Source organism: Pseudomonas simiae (genome assembly GCF_900111895.1).
Taxonomy (GTDB): Bacteria; Pseudomonadota; Gammaproteobacteria; order Pseudomonadales; family Pseudomonadaceae; genus Aquipseudomonas; species Aquipseudomonas simiae.
In genome coordinates, this window is the sequence record NZ_FOKB01000008.1 from 161,534 (window position 1) to 183,490 (window position 21,957).

20 protein-coding genes are annotated in these 21,957 nt (G+C 60.0%); 13 read left to right on the top strand and 7 right to left on the bottom strand.

The window, feature by feature from the left end:
* Nucleotides 1-82: 82 nt before the first annotated feature.
* On the top strand, nt 83-847 hold the full coding sequence (locus tag BMZ57_RS30265; protein WP_370737428.1) for a methyl-accepting chemotaxis protein: 765 nt from the start codon (nt 83-85) through the stop codon (nt 845-847).
* Here the strand turns inward: BMZ57_RS30265 and BMZ57_RS29595 are convergent, their stop codons facing one another.
* The gene (locus BMZ57_RS29595) at nt 848-1,018 is read right to left on the bottom strand and encodes a hypothetical protein (RefSeq protein ID WP_010208068.1); all 171 of its coding nucleotides are present in this window, start codon (nt 1,016-1,018) and stop codon (nt 848-850) included.
* A gap of 85 nt (nt 1,019-1,103) precedes the next feature.
* Nucleotides 1,104-1,952, bottom strand: a complete 849-nt coding sequence (gene purU / locus BMZ57_RS22865; RefSeq protein WP_010208067.1) for a formyltetrahydrofolate deformylase — start codon at nt 1,950-1,952, stop codon at nt 1,104-1,106.
* A gap of 350 nt (nt 1,953-2,302) precedes the next feature.
* Here purU and mvaT point away from each other — a divergent pair, with 350 nt between their 5' ends.
* Nucleotides 2,303-2,677: a histone-like nucleoid-structuring protein MvaT gene (gene mvaT, locus BMZ57_RS22870; RefSeq protein WP_010208066.1), complete on the top strand. Its 375-nt coding sequence runs from the start codon at nt 2,303-2,305 to the stop codon at nt 2,675-2,677.
* A gap of 89 nt (nt 2,678-2,766) precedes the next feature.
* On the opposite strand, the gene sbcB is transcribed toward mvaT, so the two are convergent.
* The gene (sbcB, locus tag BMZ57_RS22875) at nt 2,767-4,194 is read right to left on the bottom strand and encodes an exodeoxyribonuclease I (RefSeq protein WP_069672754.1); all 1,428 of its coding nucleotides are present in this window, start codon (nt 4,192-4,194) and stop codon (nt 2,767-2,769) included.
* Nucleotides 4,195-4,361: 167 nt separating this feature from the next.
* On the opposite strand from sbcB, the gene BMZ57_RS22880 reads away from it, so the two are divergent.
* The 6 genes from BMZ57_RS22880 to BMZ57_RS22905 are packed head-to-tail and all read left to right on the top strand — an operon-like array spanning nt 4,362 to nt 11,044.
* Nucleotides 4,362-5,054, top strand: coding sequence for an RDD family protein (locus tag BMZ57_RS22880; RefSeq protein WP_069672755.1), 693 nt, complete (start codon nt 4,362-4,364; stop codon nt 5,052-5,054).
* Nucleotides 5,051-6,031: a stage II sporulation protein M gene (locus tag BMZ57_RS22885; RefSeq protein ID WP_010208061.1), complete on the top strand. Its 981-nt coding sequence runs from the start codon at nt 5,051-5,053 to the stop codon at nt 6,029-6,031. The genes BMZ57_RS22880 and BMZ57_RS22885 overlap by 4 nt, the downstream gene beginning before the upstream one ends.
* Nucleotides 6,018-7,547, top strand: coding sequence for a DUF4129 domain-containing protein (locus tag BMZ57_RS22890; protein WP_042571231.1), 1,530 nt, complete (start codon nt 6,018-6,020; stop codon nt 7,545-7,547). Before BMZ57_RS22885 ends, BMZ57_RS22890 begins: the two co-directional genes overlap by 14 nt.
* Nucleotides 7,544-8,713 carry a DUF4350 domain-containing protein gene (locus BMZ57_RS22895; protein WP_069672756.1) on the top strand — a complete coding sequence of 390 codons (1,170 nt, stop codon included), beginning with the start codon at nt 7,544-7,546 and terminating at the stop codon, nt 8,711-8,713. The genes BMZ57_RS22890 and BMZ57_RS22895 overlap by 4 nt, the downstream gene beginning before the upstream one ends.
* The gene (locus BMZ57_RS22900) at nt 8,710-9,705 is read left to right on the top strand and encodes an AAA family ATPase (RefSeq protein WP_010208059.1); all 996 of its coding nucleotides are present in this window, start codon (nt 8,710-8,712) and stop codon (nt 9,703-9,705) included. Before BMZ57_RS22895 ends, BMZ57_RS22900 begins: the two co-directional genes overlap by 4 nt.
* 7 nt (nt 9,706-9,712) lie before the next feature.
* On the top strand, nt 9,713-11,044 hold the full coding sequence (locus tag BMZ57_RS22905; protein WP_021491220.1) for a DUF58 domain-containing protein: 1,332 nt from the start codon (nt 9,713-9,715) through the stop codon (nt 11,042-11,044).
* A 23-nt stretch (nt 11,045-11,067) separates the two neighbouring features.
* On the opposite strand, the gene BMZ57_RS22910 is transcribed toward BMZ57_RS22905, so the two are convergent.
* Both BMZ57_RS22910 and BMZ57_RS22915 read right to left on the bottom strand, forming a co-directional pair.
* The gene (locus tag BMZ57_RS22910) at nt 11,068-11,427 is read right to left on the bottom strand and encodes a PilZ domain-containing protein (RefSeq protein ID WP_010208057.1); all 360 of its coding nucleotides are present in this window, start codon (nt 11,425-11,427) and stop codon (nt 11,068-11,070) included.
* A 225-nt stretch (nt 11,428-11,652) separates the two neighbouring features.
* Nucleotides 11,653-12,027, bottom strand: a complete 375-nt coding sequence (locus BMZ57_RS22915) for a tol-pal system YbgF family protein (RefSeq protein WP_010208056.1) — start codon at nt 12,025-12,027, stop codon at nt 11,653-11,655.
* A 173-nt stretch (nt 12,028-12,200) separates the two neighbouring features.
* Here BMZ57_RS22915 and pyk point away from each other — a divergent pair, with 173 nt between their 5' ends.
* Nucleotides 12,201-13,652 carry a pyruvate kinase gene (pyk, locus tag BMZ57_RS22920; RefSeq protein WP_010208055.1) on the top strand — a complete coding sequence of 484 codons (1,452 nt, stop codon included), beginning with the start codon at nt 12,201-12,203 and terminating at the stop codon, nt 13,650-13,652.
* A 56-nt stretch (nt 13,653-13,708) separates the two neighbouring features.
* On the opposite strand, the gene BMZ57_RS22925 is transcribed toward pyk, so the two are convergent.
* On the bottom strand, nt 13,709-14,458 hold the full coding sequence (locus tag BMZ57_RS22925) for an enoyl-CoA hydratase-related protein (RefSeq protein ID WP_010208054.1): 750 nt from the start codon (nt 14,456-14,458) through the stop codon (nt 13,709-13,711).
* Between the two features lie 30 nt (nt 14,459-14,488).
* Nucleotides 14,489-15,421, bottom strand: a complete 933-nt coding sequence (locus tag BMZ57_RS22930) for an iron-sulfur-binding ferredoxin reductase (protein ID WP_021491219.1) — start codon at nt 15,419-15,421, stop codon at nt 14,489-14,491.
* A 216-nt stretch (nt 15,422-15,637) separates the two neighbouring features.
* On the opposite strand from BMZ57_RS22930, the gene BMZ57_RS22935 reads away from it, so the two are divergent.
* The 4 genes from BMZ57_RS22935 to BMZ57_RS22950 all read left to right on the top strand — a co-directional run bounded on the left by BMZ57_RS22935 (nt 15,638) and on the right by BMZ57_RS22950 (nt 21,878).
* Entirely contained in the window at nt 15,638-17,161 is a 1,524-nt protein-coding gene (locus tag BMZ57_RS22935; RefSeq protein WP_010208051.1) for a fumarate hydratase, read from the top strand.
* 91 nt (nt 17,162-17,252) lie between these two features.
* Complete coding sequence (locus tag BMZ57_RS22940) at nt 17,253-19,019, top strand: sensor histidine kinase (RefSeq protein WP_010208050.1); 1,767 nt, start codon at nt 17,253-17,255, stop codon at nt 19,017-19,019.
* Entirely contained in the window at nt 19,013-20,338 is a 1,326-nt protein-coding gene (locus BMZ57_RS22945) for a sigma-54-dependent transcriptional regulator (RefSeq protein ID WP_069672757.1), read from the top strand. The genes BMZ57_RS22940 and BMZ57_RS22945 overlap by 7 nt, the downstream gene beginning before the upstream one ends.
* A 220-nt stretch (nt 20,339-20,558) precedes the next feature.
* Nucleotides 20,559-21,878 carry an MFS transporter gene (locus BMZ57_RS22950; protein ID WP_021491217.1) on the top strand — a complete coding sequence of 440 codons (1,320 nt, stop codon included), beginning with the start codon at nt 20,559-20,561 and terminating at the stop codon, nt 21,876-21,878.
* Nucleotides 21,879-21,957 lie beyond the last annotated feature (79 nt).

Genomic DNA, 21,957 nt, shown 5'->3' on the forward strand with positions numbered 1-21,957 from the left:
TACGTCGATTCGCGAAGTGTCCTCGGCCACCGAGCACGTCAATGAGGTGGCACTTCGGGTCGTCAGCGCCTCCAACTCATCGATGGTCAACTCCGATGAGCAAGCCAACCGCACCAACAGCGTCGCCGCTGCCATCAATCAGTTGGGCGCTGCCGCCCAGGAAATTGCACGCAATGCGGCGCAAGCCTCCCACCAAGCCAGCGATGCACGGCATTTGGCTGAGGATGGCCAACAGGTGGTGGAGCGCAACATCAAGGCGATGAATCAGTTGTCGTCGATGATCAGCGCTTCCAGCAGCAACATCGAAGCGCTCAATAGCAAGACGGTGAATATCGGGCAGATCCTCGAAGTGATCACCAGCATTTCCCAGCAAACCAACCTATTGGCATTGAACGCTGCCATCGAAGCGGCCCGTGCCGGGGAAGCCGGGCGTGGGTTTGCGGTGGTCGCGGACGAGGTGCGCAACCTGGCGCATCGCACTCAGGAGTCTGCGCAACAGGTGCAGAAGATGATCGAAGAACTGCAAGTCGGCGCCCGGGAATCGGTCAGCACCATGGGTGAAAGCCAGCGCCATAGCCTTGAAAGTGTCGACATCGCCAACCTGGCTGGCGAACGCCTGAACAGTGTGACCCAGCGCATCGGCGAAATTGATGGCATGAACCAGTCAGTCGCCACCGCCACTGAAGAACAGACCTCGGTGGTGGAGTCGATCAACATGGATATTACCGAGATCAACACCCTCAATCAGGAAGGTGTGGAAAACCTGCAATCCACGCTGCGAGCGTGTGCCGACCTTGAGCAACAAGCCGCTCGATTGAAGCAATTGGTGGGCAGTTTCCGGATCTGACTAATCGTCCTTGGGGTCGGACGTGTTTTGTTCCTGCTTCCACAACTCGGCGGCACCGGGAAATTCGGTGCCGTCCTCACTGCTCAGGTCATCCGGGTCATATCGACTCAAACACCCCTCCCCCAATGTGGCGGGGGCTTTTGACGTGGCTTTGTCCAGCGGATCACTCATTACTCAATCCTCGGCAGCGTACACAAAAAAGGGCCTGGAACGATTTAACGCCCAGGCCCTTCATTCTTCAATCACAACAGATCGATCAGAACACTACGGTCTTGTTGCCATGCACCAGCACGCGATCTTCCAGGTGGTAACGCAGGCCACGGGCCAGCACCATCTTCTCGACGTCACGGCCGAAACGCACCATGTCTTCAATGCTGTCGCTGTGGCTGACACGCACCACGTCCTGCTCGATGATCGGGCCGGCGTCCAGTTCCTCGGTGACGTAGTGGCAAGTCGCACCGATCAACTTCACGCCACGCAGGGACGCCTGGTGGTACGGCTTGGCACCGACGAACGAAGGCAGGAAGCTGTGGTGAATATTGATCACCTTGCCGGCATATTCGCGGCACAGTTCCGGCGGCAGGATCTGCATGTAGCGCGCCAGCACGACCACGTCGGCTTCGTGCTGCTTGACCAGGCGCGAGACCTCGGCAAACGCCGGCTCCTTGTCCTGCGGGTTGACCGGCACGTGGTAATACGGAATGCCATGCCACTCGACCATGCTGCGCAGGTCATCATGGTTGGAAATCACGCAGGCGATCTCGCAGTCCAATTCATCGCTGTGCCAGCGATGCAGCAAATCGGCCAGGCAGTGGGATTCACGGCTGGCCATCAACACCACGCGCTTTTTCTGCTCGGTGTCGGTGATATGCCAGGTCATCGAAAACTCTTCGGCGATCGGCGCAAACGCGTCGCGGAAGGCATCAAGACCAAAGGGCAGCGAATCGGCACGAATCTCGTGACGCATGAAGAACCAACCGCTGAGATTGTCCGAGTGATGACTCGCCTCGGTGATCCAACCGTTGTGGGAGGCCAGAAAGTTACTGACTTTGGCAACGATGCCGACCCGGTCCGGGCAAGCAATCACCAGCCGAAAAGTGCGCATTAGGGGGAAACTCCAGAACTTCGCAAAGGCCGCCATTCTAGCGATTGCGCAGGAAAACTGCAGTATTCGTTGACGCTTATTCTGATCGCCTGCCGACGCTTTGCCCCTTAATAGCCTATGGTTTTACCACCTTTATATGAGTCTAGTACGTGACCCTACGGCTGTTCCGCGTATTTCAAGGAGATTACTTTAAGGCCTACGCCCTAGTAATTAACTCAAATGCATAGCAAGGCTACAAACATTCAAAGTAATTCACATAAATACGAGCTTAAATGTTTACTTGGGCAAACTGCCTGACTATTATTGGGCCACTCGCCCTGTCAATCAGCGCTCTACATAAGGTAGTCCACATGTCTCTGATCAACGAATACCGTGCCACCGAAGAAGCTATCAAAGAGCTGCAAGCCCGTTTGAAGAATCTGTCTCAAGACGACAAACTGCAAACCGAGCTGGAATTCGAAGGCAAACTGCGCGCCCTGATGGGTGAATACTCAAAATCCCTGCGTGACATCATCGCGCTGCTGGATCCAGAGTCGAAAATTAAAGCACCGCGTGGCGCTGTGAAAACTACCGGCACCAAGCGTGCCCGCAAAGTCAAACAGTACAAAAACCCACACAACGGCGAAGTGATTGAAACCAAAGGTGGCAACCACAAAACCCTGAAAGAGTGGAAAGCCAAGTGGGGCGGTGACGTGGTTGAAGGCTGGGCTACCCTGCTGGGCTAAGCCTCGCCGGGCTTGCGCCTGATACGCGACACATTAAAAACGCCAGCCTGCTGGCGTTTTTTATTGCCTGTCTGTTGAGTGAAGACCGACTACAGATTTACCTTATGGGCCAGCGAGTCTGCATATTCCTGCCACCGCTCAAGCACCTCGGTCTGAAAAGGTGTCGCACTAACTGCAAATTCTTGTTTAGCCTGCTTAAATGCCGCAAGGGTATTCGGCGCGCCCCACTCCGGGTCCGACAAACGTTGCTGACAGAAAAGCTGCCAGCGTTGTTGCTCCTCACTGTTCAAGGTATCGGGGAAGTTGCGCGCGCGATAACGAAACAATAATTCAGGCAAGCGATGATCATCAAAAGGCCATTGCTGGCGAGCTAATTGCGCTGGCTCGGCCGTCCGGACTTGTTCACATAAACGTCGATCACGATCGCCGATAAAGCCATCGTAAAGCTGTTGCTCCGGGTCTGAACTCGACGCGAAACCTTCTTCGGCATAAATGGCCGCCAACTTGTCGCGCCAAACTTCCTGTGCGTCAGTTAGCCGCAGGGCGCGCTCCTGATAAATATTCATGTCCAAGTGCAGACGCTCACGATCTTCGGTCCGAAGCACGTTCAAGGGAGCAACCACAGGGCAACGATTGATGTACACCAGCTTGAGCGGGACCGGCAACTCGCCCTCGGCAAGATCTTCACGACGGGTGTAGAGGCGCTGGCGCAAGGTATCTGCATCCAGGTCCAGCAACCCTTGGGGATCGAGCCCGAGATCGCAGACGATCAGCGCATTGCGATTGCGGGGGTGCCACGCCAGCGGTAGCACGACCCCCAGGTAATGACGCTCGGCGGAAAAACGCCCAGAGATATGCACCATGGGTTGCAGTAAACGCACCAGGTCCATCACCCGCTGCTTGCTGCGTAGCTGAAACAGCCATTCGTACAGCTTGGGCTGTTTCTCACGTACCCGTCGCGCCAGGGCAATCGTGGCACGCACATCGGACAACGCATCGTGTGCCTGGCCATGGTCGATACCGTTGGCTTCGGTCAGGCGCTCCAACTTGAGCGTGACGCGCCCATCCTGTTGCGGCCACTCAATGCCTTCCGGGCGCAGCGCGTAGGCGGTGCGAATCACGTCGATCAGATCCCAACGACTGTTACCACCCTGCCACTCACGCGCGTAAGGGTCGAAAAAATTGCGATACAGGCTGTAGCGCGTCATCTCATCGTCAAATCGCAAGGTGTTGTAACCTGCGCCACACGTACCCGGAGCAGCCAGTTGAGCATGCACCCGGGTCATGAAGTCGGCCTCGGCCAGGCCTTTTTCCGCGAGGATTGCGGGAGTGATACCGGTAATCGCGCACGCAACGGGATGGGGCAGGATATCGTCGCTGGGCTGACAATAAAGATTGACCGGCTCGCCGATCTCATTGAGCTCTAAGTCCGTCCGAATTCCAGCTACCTGGAGCGGGCGATCGCTGCGCGGATTAATGCCGGTGGTTTCATAGTCGTACCAGAAAATGGAGGTCACGGGCTATTCCTGTACTGAAGAGCGACAAAGTCTAGGCGCTGGACGGCGTCCACGGCCAGCACCAAATCAACTGTACAAACATCCAGTAAAACCTTGAATGGTTGCTTCCACCGCCGACACTGCTAGCATCCGTGTCTTCCAGCCACTCTGCACTGCCAAGGATCGCGATGCCGTCAGCCCCGTTGGACACCCGCTACCAGATCGAGACCCCGGAGGGCATTGACCTGCCGCTGCGCCCCGCCGGCCTGGTACCGCGCGTGCTGGCCTTTGCCTTCGACCTGGGGTTGCGCGCGGTGGTCATGGGCATTCTGCTGGTGCCATTGGCCTTGCTTGGCAACGTTGGCATCGGCCTGGGCTCACTGCTGCTGTTCCTGATCAGTTGGTGGTACATGGTGCTGTTCGAGGTACTCAACCAGGGGTGCTCGCCTGGCAAACAGGTCATGGGGCTGCGGGTGATACACGATGACGGCACGCCGATTGGCTGGTCCGCGTCACTGATCCGCAATTTACTGCGGTTTGTCGACATGCTGCCATTCGGTTACTTCCTCGGCGCAATCAGCTGCCTGCACCATCCTCATTTCAAGCGCCTGGGCGACCTGGCCGCCGGCACTCTGGTGATCTACCGGGAACAGCCGCTGGTGCGCCCCCGTATTCCTCAAGCTGCGGCCTTGCGCCTGCCCTTCGCCCTGAACCTGAACGAGCAACGGGCCACCCTCGGCTTCGCAGAGCGCCAAGGTGAGCTGTCCGCCGAACGCGTTCACGAGTTGGCCTCGATACTCGCCACCCCCTTGCAAGTATCCCCGGCTCGCGCCGTGGAACAACTCAACGGCGTGGCCCGTGGCCTGTTGGGGCCGACATGAAGCAGAGTCTTTTCGAAAGCCGTCACCAGCTTCAATGGCAAGCCTTCGCCAACCACCTGCAACAGTTGGAGCAAGGCAAGGCGACGGCCAGTGAGTTGGCCGACTTCCCCCAGCAGTATCGACGTCTGTGCCAGCACCTGGCCCTGGCCCAGGAACGCGGCTACAGCAGCTATTTGGTAGACCCGTTGCAACAACTGGCCCTGCGCGGTCATCAACAGCTCTACCGTCATCGCAGCCAACTGACGGCAAATGTGCTGGGGTTCGTACTTGCCGATTTCCCTCGGTTGGTACGGGAACAGTGGCGTTTCGTACTGATCGCCAGCCTGCTGTTCTTTGGCAGCCTGGTGGGTATCGCGTTGTTGGTGTACCTGTTTCCCGACCTGATCTACAGCATCGTCAGTCCCCAGCAGGTTGCCGAGATGCAAGGCATGTATGACCCGGATGCCAGCCGCCTGGGCCGCACCGCCGAGCGTGCATCGAGCGAAAACTGGATGATGTTCGGCTACTACGTGATGCACAACATCGGTATCGCGTTCCAGACGTTTGCCGCCGGTTTGCTGTTCGGCCTGGGCAGCGTGTTCTTTCTGATATTCAACGGCCTGGTCATCGGTGCGGTCTCCGGCCACCTGACCGAAATCGGCTACGGCCAGACCTTCTGGTCATTCGTCATCGGGCATGGCGCGTTCGAACTGACCGCAATCGCCCTCGCTGGCGCCGCCGGCTTGCAACTGGGCTGGGCGCTGATCGCTCCCGGGCAGTTGACCCGAGGCGAATCATTGCGGCTGGCGGCACGCAAGAGCGTGCAGATGTTGTGTGGTGTGATGATATTCCTGTTGATCGCGGCCTTCATCGAGGCGTATTGGTCATCCACCACCCTGATAGCGCCCTGGGTCAAATACCTGGTTGGCGCGGCGCTGTGGATGCTGGTAACTGCTTACCTGGGCCTTGCCGGAAGGAATCGCCATGCGCCTGAGTGATGCCAGCGTGGTAATCCGCCCGCGTACTGCCTGGGAAGCGATGGATCTCGGCGTGTTGATGGCCCGTGAGCATTGCCTGCTCTTGATGGGCAGTTGGGCGTTGGTGACTCTGCCAGTGTTCGCCGTGCTCACGGCACTGCTGTGGAAGTACCCGACCACCGCGATACTCGTGTTCTGGTGGCTCAAACCAGCCTTTGATCGCTTGCCACTGTATATCCTGTCCAAGGCGTTATTTGGCGAAACGCCCAGCATCAAGCAGGCCGTTCGCCAGTGGCCACGGCTGCTAAAAGGCCAACTGTTGGCCAGCCTGACCTGGCGGCGACTCAGCCTGAGCCGCAGCTTTGTGATGCCGGTGAGCCAACTCGAAGGCCTGGATGGCCCCACCCGTCAAAAACGCCTGGGTGTGCTGCAGCAACGCAGTGCTGGCGCCGCACGCTGGTTGACCACCATCGGGGTGCATCTGGAGATCGGTTTGTGGTTCGGCTGCATGACTCTTTTCTATCTATTTATTCCCCAGAACATCGAGTTGGATTGGGATTGGCAGCGCCTGATACTGGCGACAAGTTCGGAAGGCTTGTGGCTGGAGCACTTGAGCAACGTCTTCTACGCCTTGATCCTGGTGTTTTGGGAACCTATCTATGTGGCCTGCGGTTTCAGCCTCTACCTGAATCGCCGCACTGTATTAGAGGCCTGGGACCTGGAGTTGGTCTTTCGCCGTCTTCGTCAGCGCCTGAGCAACGTGGCGCCGTTGCTAGTGCTGATGATCGGGCTGACGCTGCTCCCCTTCAGCCCGCCCGTCATGGCAGCGTCATCCCCCCCCAAAAAACCACTCACCACCCAGGGCGCGAGCCAATCCATCAAGTCGCTGCTGGAAAAGCCGCCCTTCAAAAATCCGGAAACCGTCACGCGCTATCGCTTTGGCGAAGACAAGCCGTCGGTTAAAAACAAGACTCACCGTGACGGTAAGCTTCCGGACTGGCTGAAGGCGTTGCTGGACAACCTCAACAGCAATACCTTCAAACACATCGCACAAGGGCTGGAGGTGCTGTTGTGGGGACTTATAGTCGGTGCATTGATCATGCTGGTGTGGCGTTATCGTGAGTGGTTGCGCACCTTTGTCAGCCGACGCGGGCCACGCAAGCCCCAAAACGTCAAACCGGCACCCACGCAATTGTTCGGCCTTGAACTGGGTTCCGAGACTTTGCCCGACGATATTGCCAGCGCCGCCGAGCGCCTGTGGCCCACCCAGCCAAGGGAAGCCCTTGGCCTGTTGTATCGCGGTCTGCTCAGCCGGCTGTTGCATGACTTCAATGTGCCGCTGAAAAGTGCTGACACCGAAGGGCAGATCCTGGAACGGGTCAACCAGTTGCAACAACCACGACTGCTGGCGTTCAGCAACGAATTGACCCACCACTGGCAGAACCTCGCCTACGGCCATTGCCTGCCTCCCCCTTCAGCACAGCAACAACTGTGCAGTGATTGGCGCACCCTGTTCAACGTGGGGAGCAACCCATGAACCGGCCTTTACTGTGGGTGGGATTATTGCTGGCGTGCCTGCTTGGAGCCGCTGGTTACTATGCATGGAGCAAGGCAATTCCCTACGACGAGGTAGTGGATCGTGGTCCGTCTCCAGAAGCCCTGGCCAACCCGTACTTGGCGGCGGAACACTTTCTACGCGAACAAGGCCTGGCCGTGGAGCAGGCCAATAGCCTGGAGCGGCTGACGACCTTGCCGGGCAAGGGCAACAGCCTGCTGCTGCTCGGCGAACGCAGCAACATGTCACCACGCCAGGTAGAGCAACTGCTGGACTGGACCCAATCCGGCGGCCATCTGTTGCTGGTGGCCGAGGCGTTATGGGATGAAGAGACCGGCAGAAGTGGCGACCTGCTGCTCGATCGCTTGCAGATCCACCAGGCATTGAGCGACGAGCCTGAGGAGCCTGCGCCTTCCAGCAAAAAGTCTCTGAAAAAGAAGGCGCCCGACCTCACCAAACTCTACGTCGACAATGAAAACCCATCGGCTTACTTCAGTTTCGACACAGACTTCAATCTTACCGACCCGAAGCACCTCGCCCAATTTTCTGCCAATAGCTCAAGGTCGAGCCACCTGATGCAACTCGACCTCGGGAAAGGCCACGTCACGGTGATCACCGACAGCGACCTGTGGAAAACGCCGAACATCGGCAAGCACGACAATGCCTGGCTGCTGTGGTACCTGAACCAGGGCACGGCCGTAACCTTGTTGTTCAACAGTGACTTCGACGACCTGCTCAGCTTGCTGATGCGGTACTTCCCCCAGGCCCTGGTCGCACTCATTTCGCTGATCGCCCTGGCATTGTGGCGGGCAGGCATGCGTCAAGGCCCAACCCGACCTCCAGCCTCCAACGCTCGCCGCCAATTGCAGGAACACCTGAAGGCCAGCGCCGATTTCCTGCTCCGCCGCAGTGGCCAGGGCACGCTGCTGCATGCCTTGCAGCGCGATATCCTGCGCGCGGTCCGGCATCGTCACCCCGGCTTTGAGCACCTCGACAACGCAGAACAGTGGCGGGTGCTCGAGCATCTGACGCGCCAACCCTCTCACGTCATCAGCCAGGCCCTTGGCCCACTCCCGGCAAAACGGCTTTCCAGCGCCGATTTCAGCCGGCAGGTGGCATGCCTGCAAACCCTCAGGAATGCCCTATGAGTGAACTTCCAAGCGCCACTGCCTTGAACCGCGATACCTTGCAACGTGCCAGCGAACAGGCCCAAGCCCTGCGCACGGAATTGCGCAAAGCGGTGATTGGCCAGGACGCGGTGATCGACGATGTCCTGACCGCCCTGATCGCCGGTGGGCATGTGTTGCTCGAAGGTGTGCCGGGGCTGGGCAAGACCTTGCTGGTGCGTGCGCTGGCACGCTGCTTCGAGGGCGACTTCGCGCGCATCCAGTTCACCCCGGACCTGATGCCCAGCGATGTCACCGGCCACGCCGTATACGATCGGCACACCGAACAGTTCAAGCTGCGCAAGGGGCCTGTATTCACCCACTTGTTGCTGGCCGACGAAATCAACCGTGCTCCGGCCAAGACCCAGGCCGCGTTGCTCGAAGCCATGCAGGAACGGCAAGTCACCCTCGAAGGCGAGGCGCTGCCCATCGGCCAACCGTTCATGGTGCTGGCAACCCAGAACCCTATCGAACAGGAAGGTACTTACCCCCTGCCGGAAGCGGAGTTGGATCGCTTCATGCTCAAGGTGCGTATGGATTACCCCGATGCGCAGCAGGAAGTGGACATGGTGCGTGAGGTCACGCGCTCGTCTCGGGCCGACATGCTGGATGTACATCCCTTACACACGGTGCTGCAAGCCGAAGGTGTGCTGCAGCTTCAACAGATCGCCAGTGAACTGGCACTCGACGAACACGTGCTCGACTATGCCGTACGCCTGGCACGCGCTACGCGCAGTTGGCCGGGATTAGCCATCGGCGCCGGCCCACGGGCGTCCATTGACCTGGTACGCGGGGCGCGTGCCCGCGCCTTGTTGCGCGGGGGTGAGTTCGTCACCCCGGACGACATCAAGGGTTGCGCCCTGGCAGTACTGCGCCATCGGGTACGTATCGCGCCAGAGTTGGATATCGATGGGCTGGAGGTCGACCAGGTGCTCAAGCAATTGCTCGATCAGATCCCGGCACCTCGGCAATGAGTTACCCATGAAACCGACCCGTCTGTTGTTGAACTGGCTTGGCGTATTGCTGGGTGTGGGCATCCTGCTGGGTACTGCGTCAGCGTTGCAGTTCAAGGTGCCCGACACCTTGCACTCAATCGCGTGGGGGCTGCTACTGGCACTGTTACTGCTCGCCTTGCTGGATGCGATGCGCCTGCGTAGCCGCCCTTCCCCCCGCGTGCAACGGCAGATGCCTGGGAGCCTGGCACTGGGCCGCTGGGGAGACATACGCCTGGCTATCGAACATGATTTCCGACAGCCGCTGAGCGTACAGGTATTCGATCATGTCCCTGACGGGTTGTCCGTAGAACACATGCCCCAATCCATAGCGCTGCGGCCCGGTGAACGCAGTGAACTGGGTTATCGCCTTCGCCCCATGCGGCGTGGGCATTTCAGTTTCAGCCGCTGCGAACTTCACCTGCCCAGCCCCATGGGCCTATGGTCAGCACGACGACTGATCGAGGTGAGCGATACCACCCGCGTCTACCCGGATTTCGCCCGCCTATACGGCGCCCAACTACTGGGGGTGGACAATTGGCTGAACCAACTGGGTGTGCGCCAACACCAGCGGCGCGGCTTGGGACTGGAATTTCATCAGTTGCGAGAGTTTCGCGAGGGAGACAGCCTGCGACAGATCGACTGGAAGGCCACCGCCCGACAACGCACACCCATCGCTCGTGAATATCAGGATGAGCGTGACCAGCAGATCGTGTTCATGCTCGATTGCGGCCGCCGCATGCGCAGCCAGGACGATGAGCTGTCCCACTTTGACCATGCCCTGAATGCCTGCCTGTTGCTCAGCTATGTCGCTTTGCGCCAGGGTGATGCGGTTGGGCTGTGCACCTTTGCCGCTGACCTTCCACGCTATCTGGCGCCCGTCAAAGGCAGTAGCCAGCTGAACCTGTTGCTCAACGCGGTATATGACCTCGATACCACCCGACGGACTGCCGATTATCAGGCTGCGGCTAGCCAACTGCTGGCCCGGCAGAAACGGCGCGCATTGGTGATCGTGGTAACCAACCTGCGAGATGAGGATGATGAAACACTGCTGGCTGCCGTCAAGCGTATCAGTCGTCAACACAGGGTGCTCGTGGTCAGCCTGCGCGAGGAAGCCCTCGACCGACTGCGCCAAGCCCCCGTACAAACCTTGCCCGAAGCCTTGGCCTACAGCGGCACCATCGACTACCTGAATGCCCGCAACGAACTGCATGACCGCCTCAGCGCCCAAGGCCTGTCCCTATTGGACAGCTTGCCGTCTGAGCTCGGACCGGCGTTGGTCACCCGCTACCTGGGATGGAAGAAAGCCGGGGTGCTCTGAAAATGCCTGCCAACGCGCATTACCTAAGCTGAAGCCTGCAAGGGATCAAAGCTGAAGTAATGCAACAAGACGTTGATCAACTGCCCATATTCCTCGGGTGCCTGGAGCACCCTGAACCCGGAGTCATACTGTTGCGGGTTGATATCCTCATGACTCCATAGGCAGCTCGCCGTGAGATCAATGGGATGGAAGGTGCCGTCAGCCGCCGGAATCTTCAAACGCAGCTCAAAGTCCACGTCGACCATCATGGGCAGTTGGCTGATTAACATCAGCCCATCTTCCGAGACATTGCCCAAAAACCCGATGGGCTTGTCGGTAAGACGATTAAACACTTGCAGAAAATAAGGTAACTGATGCCGCTCGATCCGCCGGTCAGTAAACATGGTGAGATCGCCATCCAATGGCCATGAGTGCGGCCGTGCCAGTGATTCGGAACGGGCAAGATCACCCGCTCTCCCTGAAACTCGGTGCGACAACAGGCAATCGCTTGCTGCTGGACAACCACCAAATCCGGGCCCCGCATGCGTTTGCACAGAAAGTTGTACAAACGAACACTCAAAGGATAGCCCATGACTGGCGATAGGCCAGTTATTAAATGACGAATACCATCACAATGAAGCCGGGCGCGGTTGCGCGATGCTTGCACCTGGGTAATGCCCCAGTTGTTGCAGGGTGTCGAGCCTCGCGCGGGCGCGGTAGGCGTACTCGCTCGACGGATACTGATTGATGATGAATTGATAGGTCTGTACCGCGTCGACGAAGAGTTTCTGCCGTTCCAGGCACTGCCCGCGCAACATCGAGACTTCCGGCTGCACATAACGTCGGCTGCGACTTTCACGGTCGACCTGGGACAACTCCAGGGTAACGCGCTCGCAGTCACCGACCTTGTAGGCGCGGTAGGCATTGTTCAGATGGTGGTCCATCGACCAACGAGTGCAGCCGACAACACTGACGGCCAGGGCAGCAATGAGCAAAATTCGCATGAGGGTTCTCCTGTCTTGTGCAGTGTATCGACCCCTCGTCGAAAATCTTCAAGGATGTTCGTATTCAGCCGCAACGAAAACAAGTCAATCATCGATAAGTAGTGCAAACGAACAATGACTACAACGAAAGAGCATAGTAGCCTTCCTCAGCGCTTGAACTCAGGAGTCTGTGCATGTCCGTCCGTCGTACCAAAATCGTCGCCACCCTTGGCCCGGCCAGCAACTCGCCGGAAGTCCTCGAACAGCTGATTCTGGCTGGTTTGGACGTTGCCCGTCTGAACTTCTCCCACGGCACCCCGGACGAGCACAAGGCTCGCGCCAAGTTGGTGCGTGATCTGGCCGCCAAGCACGGCCGCTTCGTCGCACTGCTGGGTGACCTGCAAGGCCCGAAGATCCGTATCGCCAAATTCGCCAACAAGCGGATCGAGCTGAAGATCGGTGACCAATTCACCTTCTCCACCAGCCACCCGTTGACCGAAGGCAACCAGCAAGTCGTGGGTATCGACTACCCGGACCTGGTCAAGGACTGCGGCGTCGGTGACGAACTGTTGTTGGATGACGGTCGCGTGGTGATGCGCGTCGAAACCGCGACCCCGACTGAACTGCATTGCGTCGTACTGATCGGTGGTCCGCTGTCCGACCACAAAGGCATCAACCGTCGTGGTGGAGGCTTGACCGCACCGGCCCTGACGGAAAAAGACAAGGCCGACATCAAGCTCGCCGCCGAAATGGAAGTGGACTACCTCGCCGTGTCCTTCCCACGCGACGCCGCCGACATGGAATATGCCCGTAAACTGCGCGACGAAGCCGGCGGTACCGCCTGGCTGGTGGCGAAGATCGAACGCGCCGAAGCCGTGGCCGATGACGAAACCCTCGACGGCCTGATCAAGGCTTCCGACGCCGTGATGGTTGCCCGTGGCGACCTGGGCGTGGAAATCGGTGACGCCGAGCTGATCGGTATTCAGAAGAAGATCATCCTGCACGCACGCCGTCACAACAAAGCGGTGATCGTGGCGACCCAGATGATGGAGTCGATGATCCAGAACCCGATGCCGACTCGTGCCGAAGTGTCCGACGTGGCCAACGCCGTGCTCGACTACACCGATGCCGTGATGCTCTCGGCTGAAAGTGCCGCCGGCCCGTACCCGCTGGAAGCCGTGCAAGCCATGGCGCGTATCTGCCTCGGCGCTGAAAAGCACCCGACCAGCAAGACCTCCAGTCACCGCATCGGCAAAGAGTTCGAAAGCTGCGACCAGAGCATCGCCCTGGCGGCCATGTACACTGCGAACCACTTCCCCGGTGTGAAGGCGATCATCGCGCTGACCGAGAGTGGCTACACGCCGTTGATCATGTCGCGCATCCGTTCCTCGGTGCCGATCTACGCGTTCACCCCGCACCGTGAAGCCCAGGCGCGCACCGCGCTGTTCCGTGGCGTGTACACCGTTCCGTTCGATCCGGCTTCGCTGGCACCGAACGAAGTCAGCCAGAAAGCTATCGACGAGCTGGTCAAACGTGGCGTCGTAGAGAAAGGCGACTGGGTCATCCTGACCAAGGGCGACAGCTACCACACCACCGGTGGCACCAATGGCATGAAGATCCTGCACGTGGGCGACCCGCAGGTCTGAGTGACAGGCTGAAAAATCAAAGCCCCGCCCTTTAAATGGCGGGGCTTTTTGCTTTCTCAGGACCGGTTGATAAACCCCGACAACGCCGCAATCGCCTCCGGCGACCTCAACCGCTGGGTAAATAAAGCGCCCTCTTCCTCGATCACCTGGCGCAATTGCTCGCGGTCCACACTCTTCATAAGTTGCTTAGTCACTTGCACCGCGCCCGGCGCCAGGGTCTCAAAGCGCTCGGCCATTTCCCGCGCCATGGCCAGTGCCGCCTCGCCGCTGCCCAACGCCTCGGTAGCAATCCCCCACGCCGCCGCCTGTTCGCCGCTGAAGCCCTCGCCCAGCAGCAATAACTCAGCCGCCTTGGCGTGCCCCAACAGCCTCGGCAGGATCAGGCTCGAACCAAACTCCGGACACAGCCCCAGGTTGACGAACGGCATGCGCAGCCGCGCATCCCGACTGATGTACACCAGATCGCAGTGCAGCAACAGCGTTGTACCAATACCCACCGCAACGCCGGCCACGGCGGCAATCACCGGTTTGCGACAGTTGAGCAGGCTTTTCATGAAATAAAACGGTGGGCTGTCGAGCGTGCTGGGCGGTTGTTCGAGAAAATCGCCAATGTCGTTGCCGGCGGTAAAGCAGTCACTGCTGCCCTGGATCAGCACGCAGCGGATATCCACATCCGCATCGGCCTGCTCGAGCGCCTCGGCCAATTGGGTATACATGGCCCGAGTCAGCGCATTTTTCTTCTCGGGACGATTGAGCTGCAGGATCAGCAGCCCGCGTTCACGGTGCTGCAGGATGGCGTCAGTCATGGCAGATCTCGCGGCTGTAGAGTTCAGCGCTCAACCACGGGGCAGGAACACATCGGCCAGCAGTTGATTGCGCGGCAATCCCGCCAGGAACAGACGCTTGGAAAACGCCTCGACACTGGCCGGGTGCCCGCAGAGTAAAGCCAGAGTTTGCCGCGAAACAAGCCGCAGTTGCGCCAATGCCTGGGTCGCCTGCGCCGCTGTCCACAGCTCCACCGTCACATTGGGATGCTGTGCAGCGAGCTGCGCCAGGGGTTCGGCCAAGTAATGCCCGTCAGCATCATGGGCCAGGTGAATCACGCGGATGTCGCCCTGATGATCCTGGCGCAAAGCCTCACGCAACACCCCCCAGAGCGGCCCCAGGCCCGTGCCGGACGCCAGCAGCCACAGCGGTCGACGTTGCCAGTCGGGGTCGTACTGCAGCGCGCCGCCGCGCAGCTCGCCCAGGCGCAGACGGTCGCCCACCTGCAATTGACGGGCAAGATCACTGAATTCGCCGGGCAGACGGCAATCGAGATGAAACTCCAGGAACGCATCCTCCTGGGGCAAGCTCGCCAAGGAGTAGGGCCGCGCCACCTGACCTGCCCATAGCACCAGATGCTGCCCGGCCCGGTAGCGCAGGCCACGCTCGGGTTGCAGGCGTAGGCGCAGCACGTTCGGGCTCAACCAATCCACACCCACCACCTGGGCCGGCAACCCGTCACGTGTCGGATCAAAGGTTTCGACGCGCAAATCCCCGCGAACCTGGCACTGACATGCCAAGCGCCAGCCGTCCTGGCGTTGCGCCGGGCTCAAAGCCTCGGGTTGCTTGTCCTCGACCTCCCCCTCGCATCGCACCAGGCACGCATGGCAACTGCCGGCGCGGCAACTGTAAGGCACGGCCGCACCGGCCTGGTTCAAGGCATCCAGCAAGTTGCTGCCGGAAGAGACCGACCAATGGCGTTCGCCGACGTAGAGTTCAGGCATATAAGGACTCAATCACAAGGGAGCGCGCACAGGGAATCATGCCTGCGACAGTTTGACCATAGTCGGGTGTATCGGCCACCGAGCCGGGTTATACTGCCGCGCCTTTTTAGCGTCGCGCCTGCACCAGTGGCGTGCCTTGGAAAGGTGGTTTCAGCCGACCGATGCACCCCACTGAAGCCACCTTATTGAATGTTCCCTTATAGAGGAGCGCGACTCATGACCGTGATCAAGCAAGACGACCTGATTCAGAGCGTTGCCGACGCCCTGCAATTCATTTCCTACTACCACCCCGTTGATTTCATCCAGGCCATGCACGAAGCCTACCTGCGCGAAGAATCGCCAGCGGCCCGTGACTCCATTGCCCAGATCCTGATCAACTCGCGCATGTGCGCCACCGGCCATCGCCCGATCTGCCAGGACACCGGTATCGTCACCGTGTTCGTGCGCGTGGGCATGGACGTACGTTGGGATGGCGCCACCATGGGCCTGGACGACATGATCAACGAAGGCGTGCGTCGCGCCTACAACCTGCCGGAAAACGTCCTGCGTGCCTCTATCCTGGCCGACCCGGCCGGTGCGCGTAAGAACACCAAGGACAACACCCCTGCGGTCATCCACTACTCCATCGTCCCGGGCAACACCGTGGAAGTGGACGTGGCGGCCAAGGGCGGCGGTTCCGAGAACAAATCGAAAATGGCCATGCTCAACCCGTCCGACTCGATCGTCGACTGGGTGCTGAAGACCGTTCCGACCATGGGCGCCGGCTGGTGCCCACCGGGCATGCTCGGCATCGGCATCGGCGGCACCGCCGAGAAAGCCGCGGTGATGGCCAAGGAAGTGTTGATGGAATCCATCGACATCCACGAGCTGAAAAAACGCGGCCCGCAAAACCGTATCGAAGAGATGCGCCTGGAGCTGTTCGAGAAGGTCAACCAACTGGGCATCGGCGCCCAGGGCCTGGGTGGCCTGACCACCGTGCTCGACGTGAAGATCATGGACTACCCGACCCACGCCGCGTCGCTGCCGGTGTGCATGATCCCCAACTGCGCCGCCACCCGTCACGCCCATTTCGTGCTCGACGGTTCGGGCCCAGCGTCGCTGGAAGCGCCACCGCTGGACGCCTACCCGGAAATCGTCTGGGAAGCCGGCCCGTCGGCCCGCCGCGTCAACCTCGACACCCTGACCCCGGAAGAAGTGCAGAGCTGGAAGCCGGGAGAAACCGTGTTGCTCAACGGCAAGATGCTCACCGGCCGCGACGCCGCGCACAAGCGCATGGTCGAGATGCTGAACAAGGGCGAAACCCTGCCGGTGGACCTCAAGGGTCGCTTCATCTACTACGTCGGTCCGGTTGATCCGGTGCGCGAAGAAGTGGTTGGCCCGGCGGGCCCGACCACCGCGACGCGGATGGACAAGTTCACCCGTCAGATCCTCGAACAAACGGGCCTGTTGGGCATGATCGGCAAATCCGAGCGCGGCCCGACCGCCATCGAAGCGATCAAGGACCACAAGGCCGTGTACCTGATGGCCGTGGGCGGCGCCGCTTACCTGGTGGCGCAAGCCATCAAGAAGTCGCGCGTTGTCGCGTTCGCCGAACTGGGTATGGAAGCGATCTACGAGTTCGACGTGAAAGACATGCCGGTGACCGTTGCTGTCGACAGCAAGGGCGAATCCGTGCACATCACCGGTCCTGCCATCTGGCAGAAAAAGATCAGTGAAAGCCTGGCGGTAGAAGTGCAGTAAGTGCTTCTGTGGTGAGGGGCCAGCCCCCTCACCACAACTGCTTGCCCCTCATGGTATGGTGCACTCCCTTACCGTGCCTGCCCATCACCGTATGATCGTAATCCCTCGCCCCCTGCGCCTGACTTTCTACTCCCTGCTGATCATCGCCGGTGCGCTGCTGGCCGCGGCCTTGGCGACACGCCATGCCGAACGCCAAGCCCTGGTAGACGATGCCGCTCGTGCCAATCAGCAACTTGCGCTGTATGCCAATTCGTTGCACACCCTGATTGAACGCTACCGAGCCCTGCCCGCCGTGCTGGCGCTGGACTCGGAGATGATCAATGCCTTGAAGGGCCCGCTGGATACCGCCACCCAGGACCTGCTCAACCGCAAACTGGAACGCATCAACGGCGCGGCGCAGTCGTCCACCCTGGAATTGATGGACCGCACTGGCCTGGCCGTGGCCGCCAGTAACTGGAACCTGCCCAGCAGTTATGTGGGACACAACTACGCGTTCCGCCCCTATTTCAGCCAAACCCTGAGCCAAGGCACCGGGCGTTTTTACGCGGTGGGCGTGACCACTGGCATTCCCGGTTACTTCCTCTCCAGCGCGGTGGTCGATGAACACGAACAGTTCCTCGGCGCCATGGTGGTCAAGCTGGAGTTCCCCGAACTTGAACGCGAATGGGCCCAAGGCAATGACCTGCTGCTGGTCAGCGACGCCCGTGGCATCGTGTTCATCGCCAACCAGCCCGGCTGGCGCTATCGCAACCTGCGGCCGTTAACGGCCAGCGACCTTGCCGAACTCAAGGCCACTCGCCAATACGACAAGAAACACCTGCAGGCGCTGGAAACCAGCACCCTGCAACGCTTCGACGAAAACAGCCATCTGATGCGCGTCAACGGTCCGGATGGCAGTGCCAATTACATTTGGGAATCGCTGCCGCTGAAGGCCGAAGGCTGGACCCTGCACTTGCTGCGCAAGCCGCAATTCGCGTTTGAAGATCAGCGCAACGCCGGGTTGGCCGCCGCCGGCTCCTGGCTGGCGCTGGTGTTCCTGGTGCTGTTCCTGACCCAACGCTGGCGCCTGGCCCGCTTGCGCCAGCGCAGCCGCGAGGAACTTGAGCAACTGGTGGAAGAACGCACCCAGGCGCTGCGCACCGCTCAGGATGGCCTGGTGCAGTCGGCCAAACTGGCGGCATTGGGGCAGATGTCCGCCGCCCTCGCCCATGAAATCAATCAGCCGCTGACCGCCCAACGCATGCAATTGGCCACCTTGCGCCTGCTGCTGGACCATGGCCGTGTCGACGACGCCTACCAGGCGCTCACCCCACTGGACGACATGCTCACGCGCATGGCCGCGCTCACCGGCCATCTCAAGACCTTCGCGCGCAAAAGCCCCAGTGGCCTGCGTGAACGCCTGGACTTGGCCACCGTGGTCGACCAATCCCTGCACTTGCTCGATGCGCGCCTGCGCGACGAATCCATCGGCGTGGTGCTGGACCTGACCCGCCCCGCCTGGGTGCGTGGCGATGCGATCCGCCTGGAACAGGTATTGATCAACCTGCTGCGCAACGCCCTTGACGCCATGGTCGACAAGCCACGCAAACGCCTGGAAATCCGCCTGCATGCCGATGAGCAGTTGTGGCAACTCACCGTCAGCGACAGCGGCGGCGGGATTGCCGAAGAACACCTGAACAGCGTGTTCGACCCGTTCTTCACCACCAAACCTGTGGGTGATGGCCTCGGCTTGGGGCTGGCGGTGTCCTACGCTATCGTGCACGAATTGGGTGGCCGCCTGATCGCCAGCAACCGTGGCGACGGCGCGGTTTTCACCCTGACCCTGCCTATCGCGCTGGAGACGCCCGACCTATGTTGAACGCGGTGATTGTGGTCGACGACGAAGCCAGCATCCGCACGGCCGTCGAGCAGTGGTTGAGCCTGTCGGGCTTTGAGGTACAGCTATTCAGCCGCGCCGAAGAATGCCTGACGCAATTGCCCAAGGATTTTCCCGGAGTGATCCTGAGCGACGTGCGCATGCCAGGTCTCAGCGGCCTGGAACTGTTGGCTGAAGTGCAGCGCCGTGATGGGGATTTGCCGGTGATATTGCTGACGGGCCACGGCGATGTGCCAATGGCCGTTGAAGCCATGCGCGACGGCGCCTACGACTTCCTGGAAAAACCCTTCAGCCCCGACGCCCTGCTCAACAGCCTGCGCCGCGCCTTGGACAAGCGTGGATTGATTCTGGAAAACCGTCGCCTGCATCAACAGGCCGATCATCGCGCACAGTTGGAGTCGACCCTTTTAGGCGTGTCTCGAGGTTTGCAGACCCTACGCCGCCAGGTGCTGGATTTGGCAAGCCTGCCGGTCAATGTGCTGATCCGTGGCGAGACCGGCAGTGGCAAGGAACTGGTTGCCCGTTGCCTGCATGACTTCGGCCCACGGGCGAAAAAAACCTTTGTGGCCCTCAACTGCGCGGCGATCCCCGAGCAGTTGTTCGAGGCCGAGCTGTTCGGCCACGAAAGCGGCGCCTTTACCGGCGCCCAGGGCAAGCGCATCGGCAAACTGGAATATGCCCACGGCGGTACGCTGTTCCTCGACGAAATCGAAAGCATGCCCCTGGCCCAACAAGTGAAACTGCTGCGCGTGTTGCAGGAACAGAAACTGGAACGCCTGGGCTCCAACCAAAGTATCCACGTGGACCTGCGCATCATCGCCGCCACCAAACCAGACCTGTTGGAAGAGGCCCGCGCCGGACGCTTTCGCGAAGACCTGGCTTATCGTTTGAACGTCGCGCAATTGCGCCTGCCGCCTTTGCGTGAACGCCGCGAAGATATTCCGCTGCTGTTCGACCACTTTGCACAGAGCGCCGCCGAGCGCCTGGGCCGTAGCGTCGAGCCGCTGAGCGGTGCGCAACTGGGGCGTCTGCTCAGCCATGACTGGCCAGGTAACGTGCGCGAATTGGCCAACGTCGCCGAACGCCAGGTATTGGGCCTTGGCGAGCCGGAGCCGGAAGGCGTCGAGGCCGGGCAATCGTTGGCGGCGCAGCAGGAGGCGTTTGAAGCGCATTGCCTCAAAGCTGCACTGAAGCGGCAAAAGGGCGATATCAAGGCGGTGCTGGCCGAGCTGCAACTGCCTCGGCGAACCTTGAATGAAAAGATGCAGCGCCATGGGTTGGTGCGGGAGATGTTTCTCTAGCGACCTTCAGACCGCCATCGCAGGCAAGCCAGCGAAGAGGCTGGTGGCCATAAGCGGATTTCCGCTCATTACCTAAAAATCATCAGCGACTTTCCGCTCAAAAAAATCCTCTGACCCTTCTATTCCGGGCCTTCATCTACCTGGCACAGCTCCTGCTATAGCCCAAACCAGGCAGTGCTCAAGCACGCTCCACAAAAACAATTAGATGAAGGATCCTTCAATGGATAACTCCAACTCCCTGCCTCTGGGGTCGGCGGCTGCGCCGGCAAAAGCACGCACCACTTCCAGCCGGATCAAATCGATCTTCAGCGGATCGGTCGGCAACATGGTCGAGTGGTACGACTGGTACGTCTACGCCGCCTTCTCGCTGTACTTCGCCAAAGCCTTTTTCCCGAAAGGCGACACCACCGCCCAACTGCTCAACACCGCCGCGATCTTCGCTGTGGGTTTCCTGATGCGCCCGATCGGTGGCTGGTTGATGGGCCTGTACGCCGACAAAGTCGGGCGTAAAAAAGCCCTGATGGCCTCGGTCTACCTGATGTGCTTCGGCTCGCTGCTGATTGCCCTGAGCCCAGGCTATGAAATAATCGGTATCGGTGCACCGATCCTGCTGGTGTTCGCCCGTTTGCTGCAGGGACTGTCGGTCGGCGGCGAATATGGTACCTCCGCCACTTATCTCAGCGAGATGGCGACCAAGGAACGTCGTGGTTTCTACTCCAGCTTCCAGTATGTGACCCTGATCTCGGGCCAGCTCATCGCCCTGGCCGTACTGATCGTGCTGCAACAAGTGCTGACCACCGAGCAGCTGTATGCGTGGGGCTGGCGTATCCCGTTCGCCATCGGCGCGCTGTGCGCAGTCGTCGCGCTGTACCTGCGTCGCGGCATGGAAGAAACCGAGTCGTTCACCAAGAAAGAAAAAGCCAAGGAAAGCGCGATGCGCACCTTGATGCGTCACCCCAAGGAACTGCTGACCGTGGTCGGCCTGACCATGGGCGGCACGCTGGCTTTCTACACCTACACCACCTACATGCAGAAATACCTGGTGAATACGGTCGGCATGAGCATTTCCGACTCCACCACCATTTCGGCGGCGACGCTGTTCCTGTTCATGTGCCTGCAACCCATCGTCGGCGGGCTGTCGGATAAAGTCGGCCGTCGGCCAATCCTGATTGCCTTCGGCATCCTCGGCACCCTGTTCACCGTGCCGATCCTCACCACCCTGCACACCATCCAAAGCTGGTGGGGCGCGTTCTTCCTGATCATGGCGGCGCTGATCATCGTCAGTGGCTACACCTCGATCAACGCGGTAGTGAAGGCCGAGCTGTTCCCCACCGAAATCCGCGCCCTCGGCGTGGGCCTGCCGTACGCCCTGACCGTATCGATCTTCGGCGGCACCGCTGAATACATCGCGCTGTGGTTCAAGAGCATCGGCATGGAGACCGGCTACTACTGGTACGTGACCGCGTGCATCGCGGTGTCGCTGGTGGTCTACGTGACCATGAAGGACACCCGTAAACACTCGCGCATTACCACGGACTAAAGGTCTGTCTCGGTAAAACATGTGGGAGCGGCGAAGCGACGATTCGACTTGCTCCCACATTGGGTATGATGCATGCCCC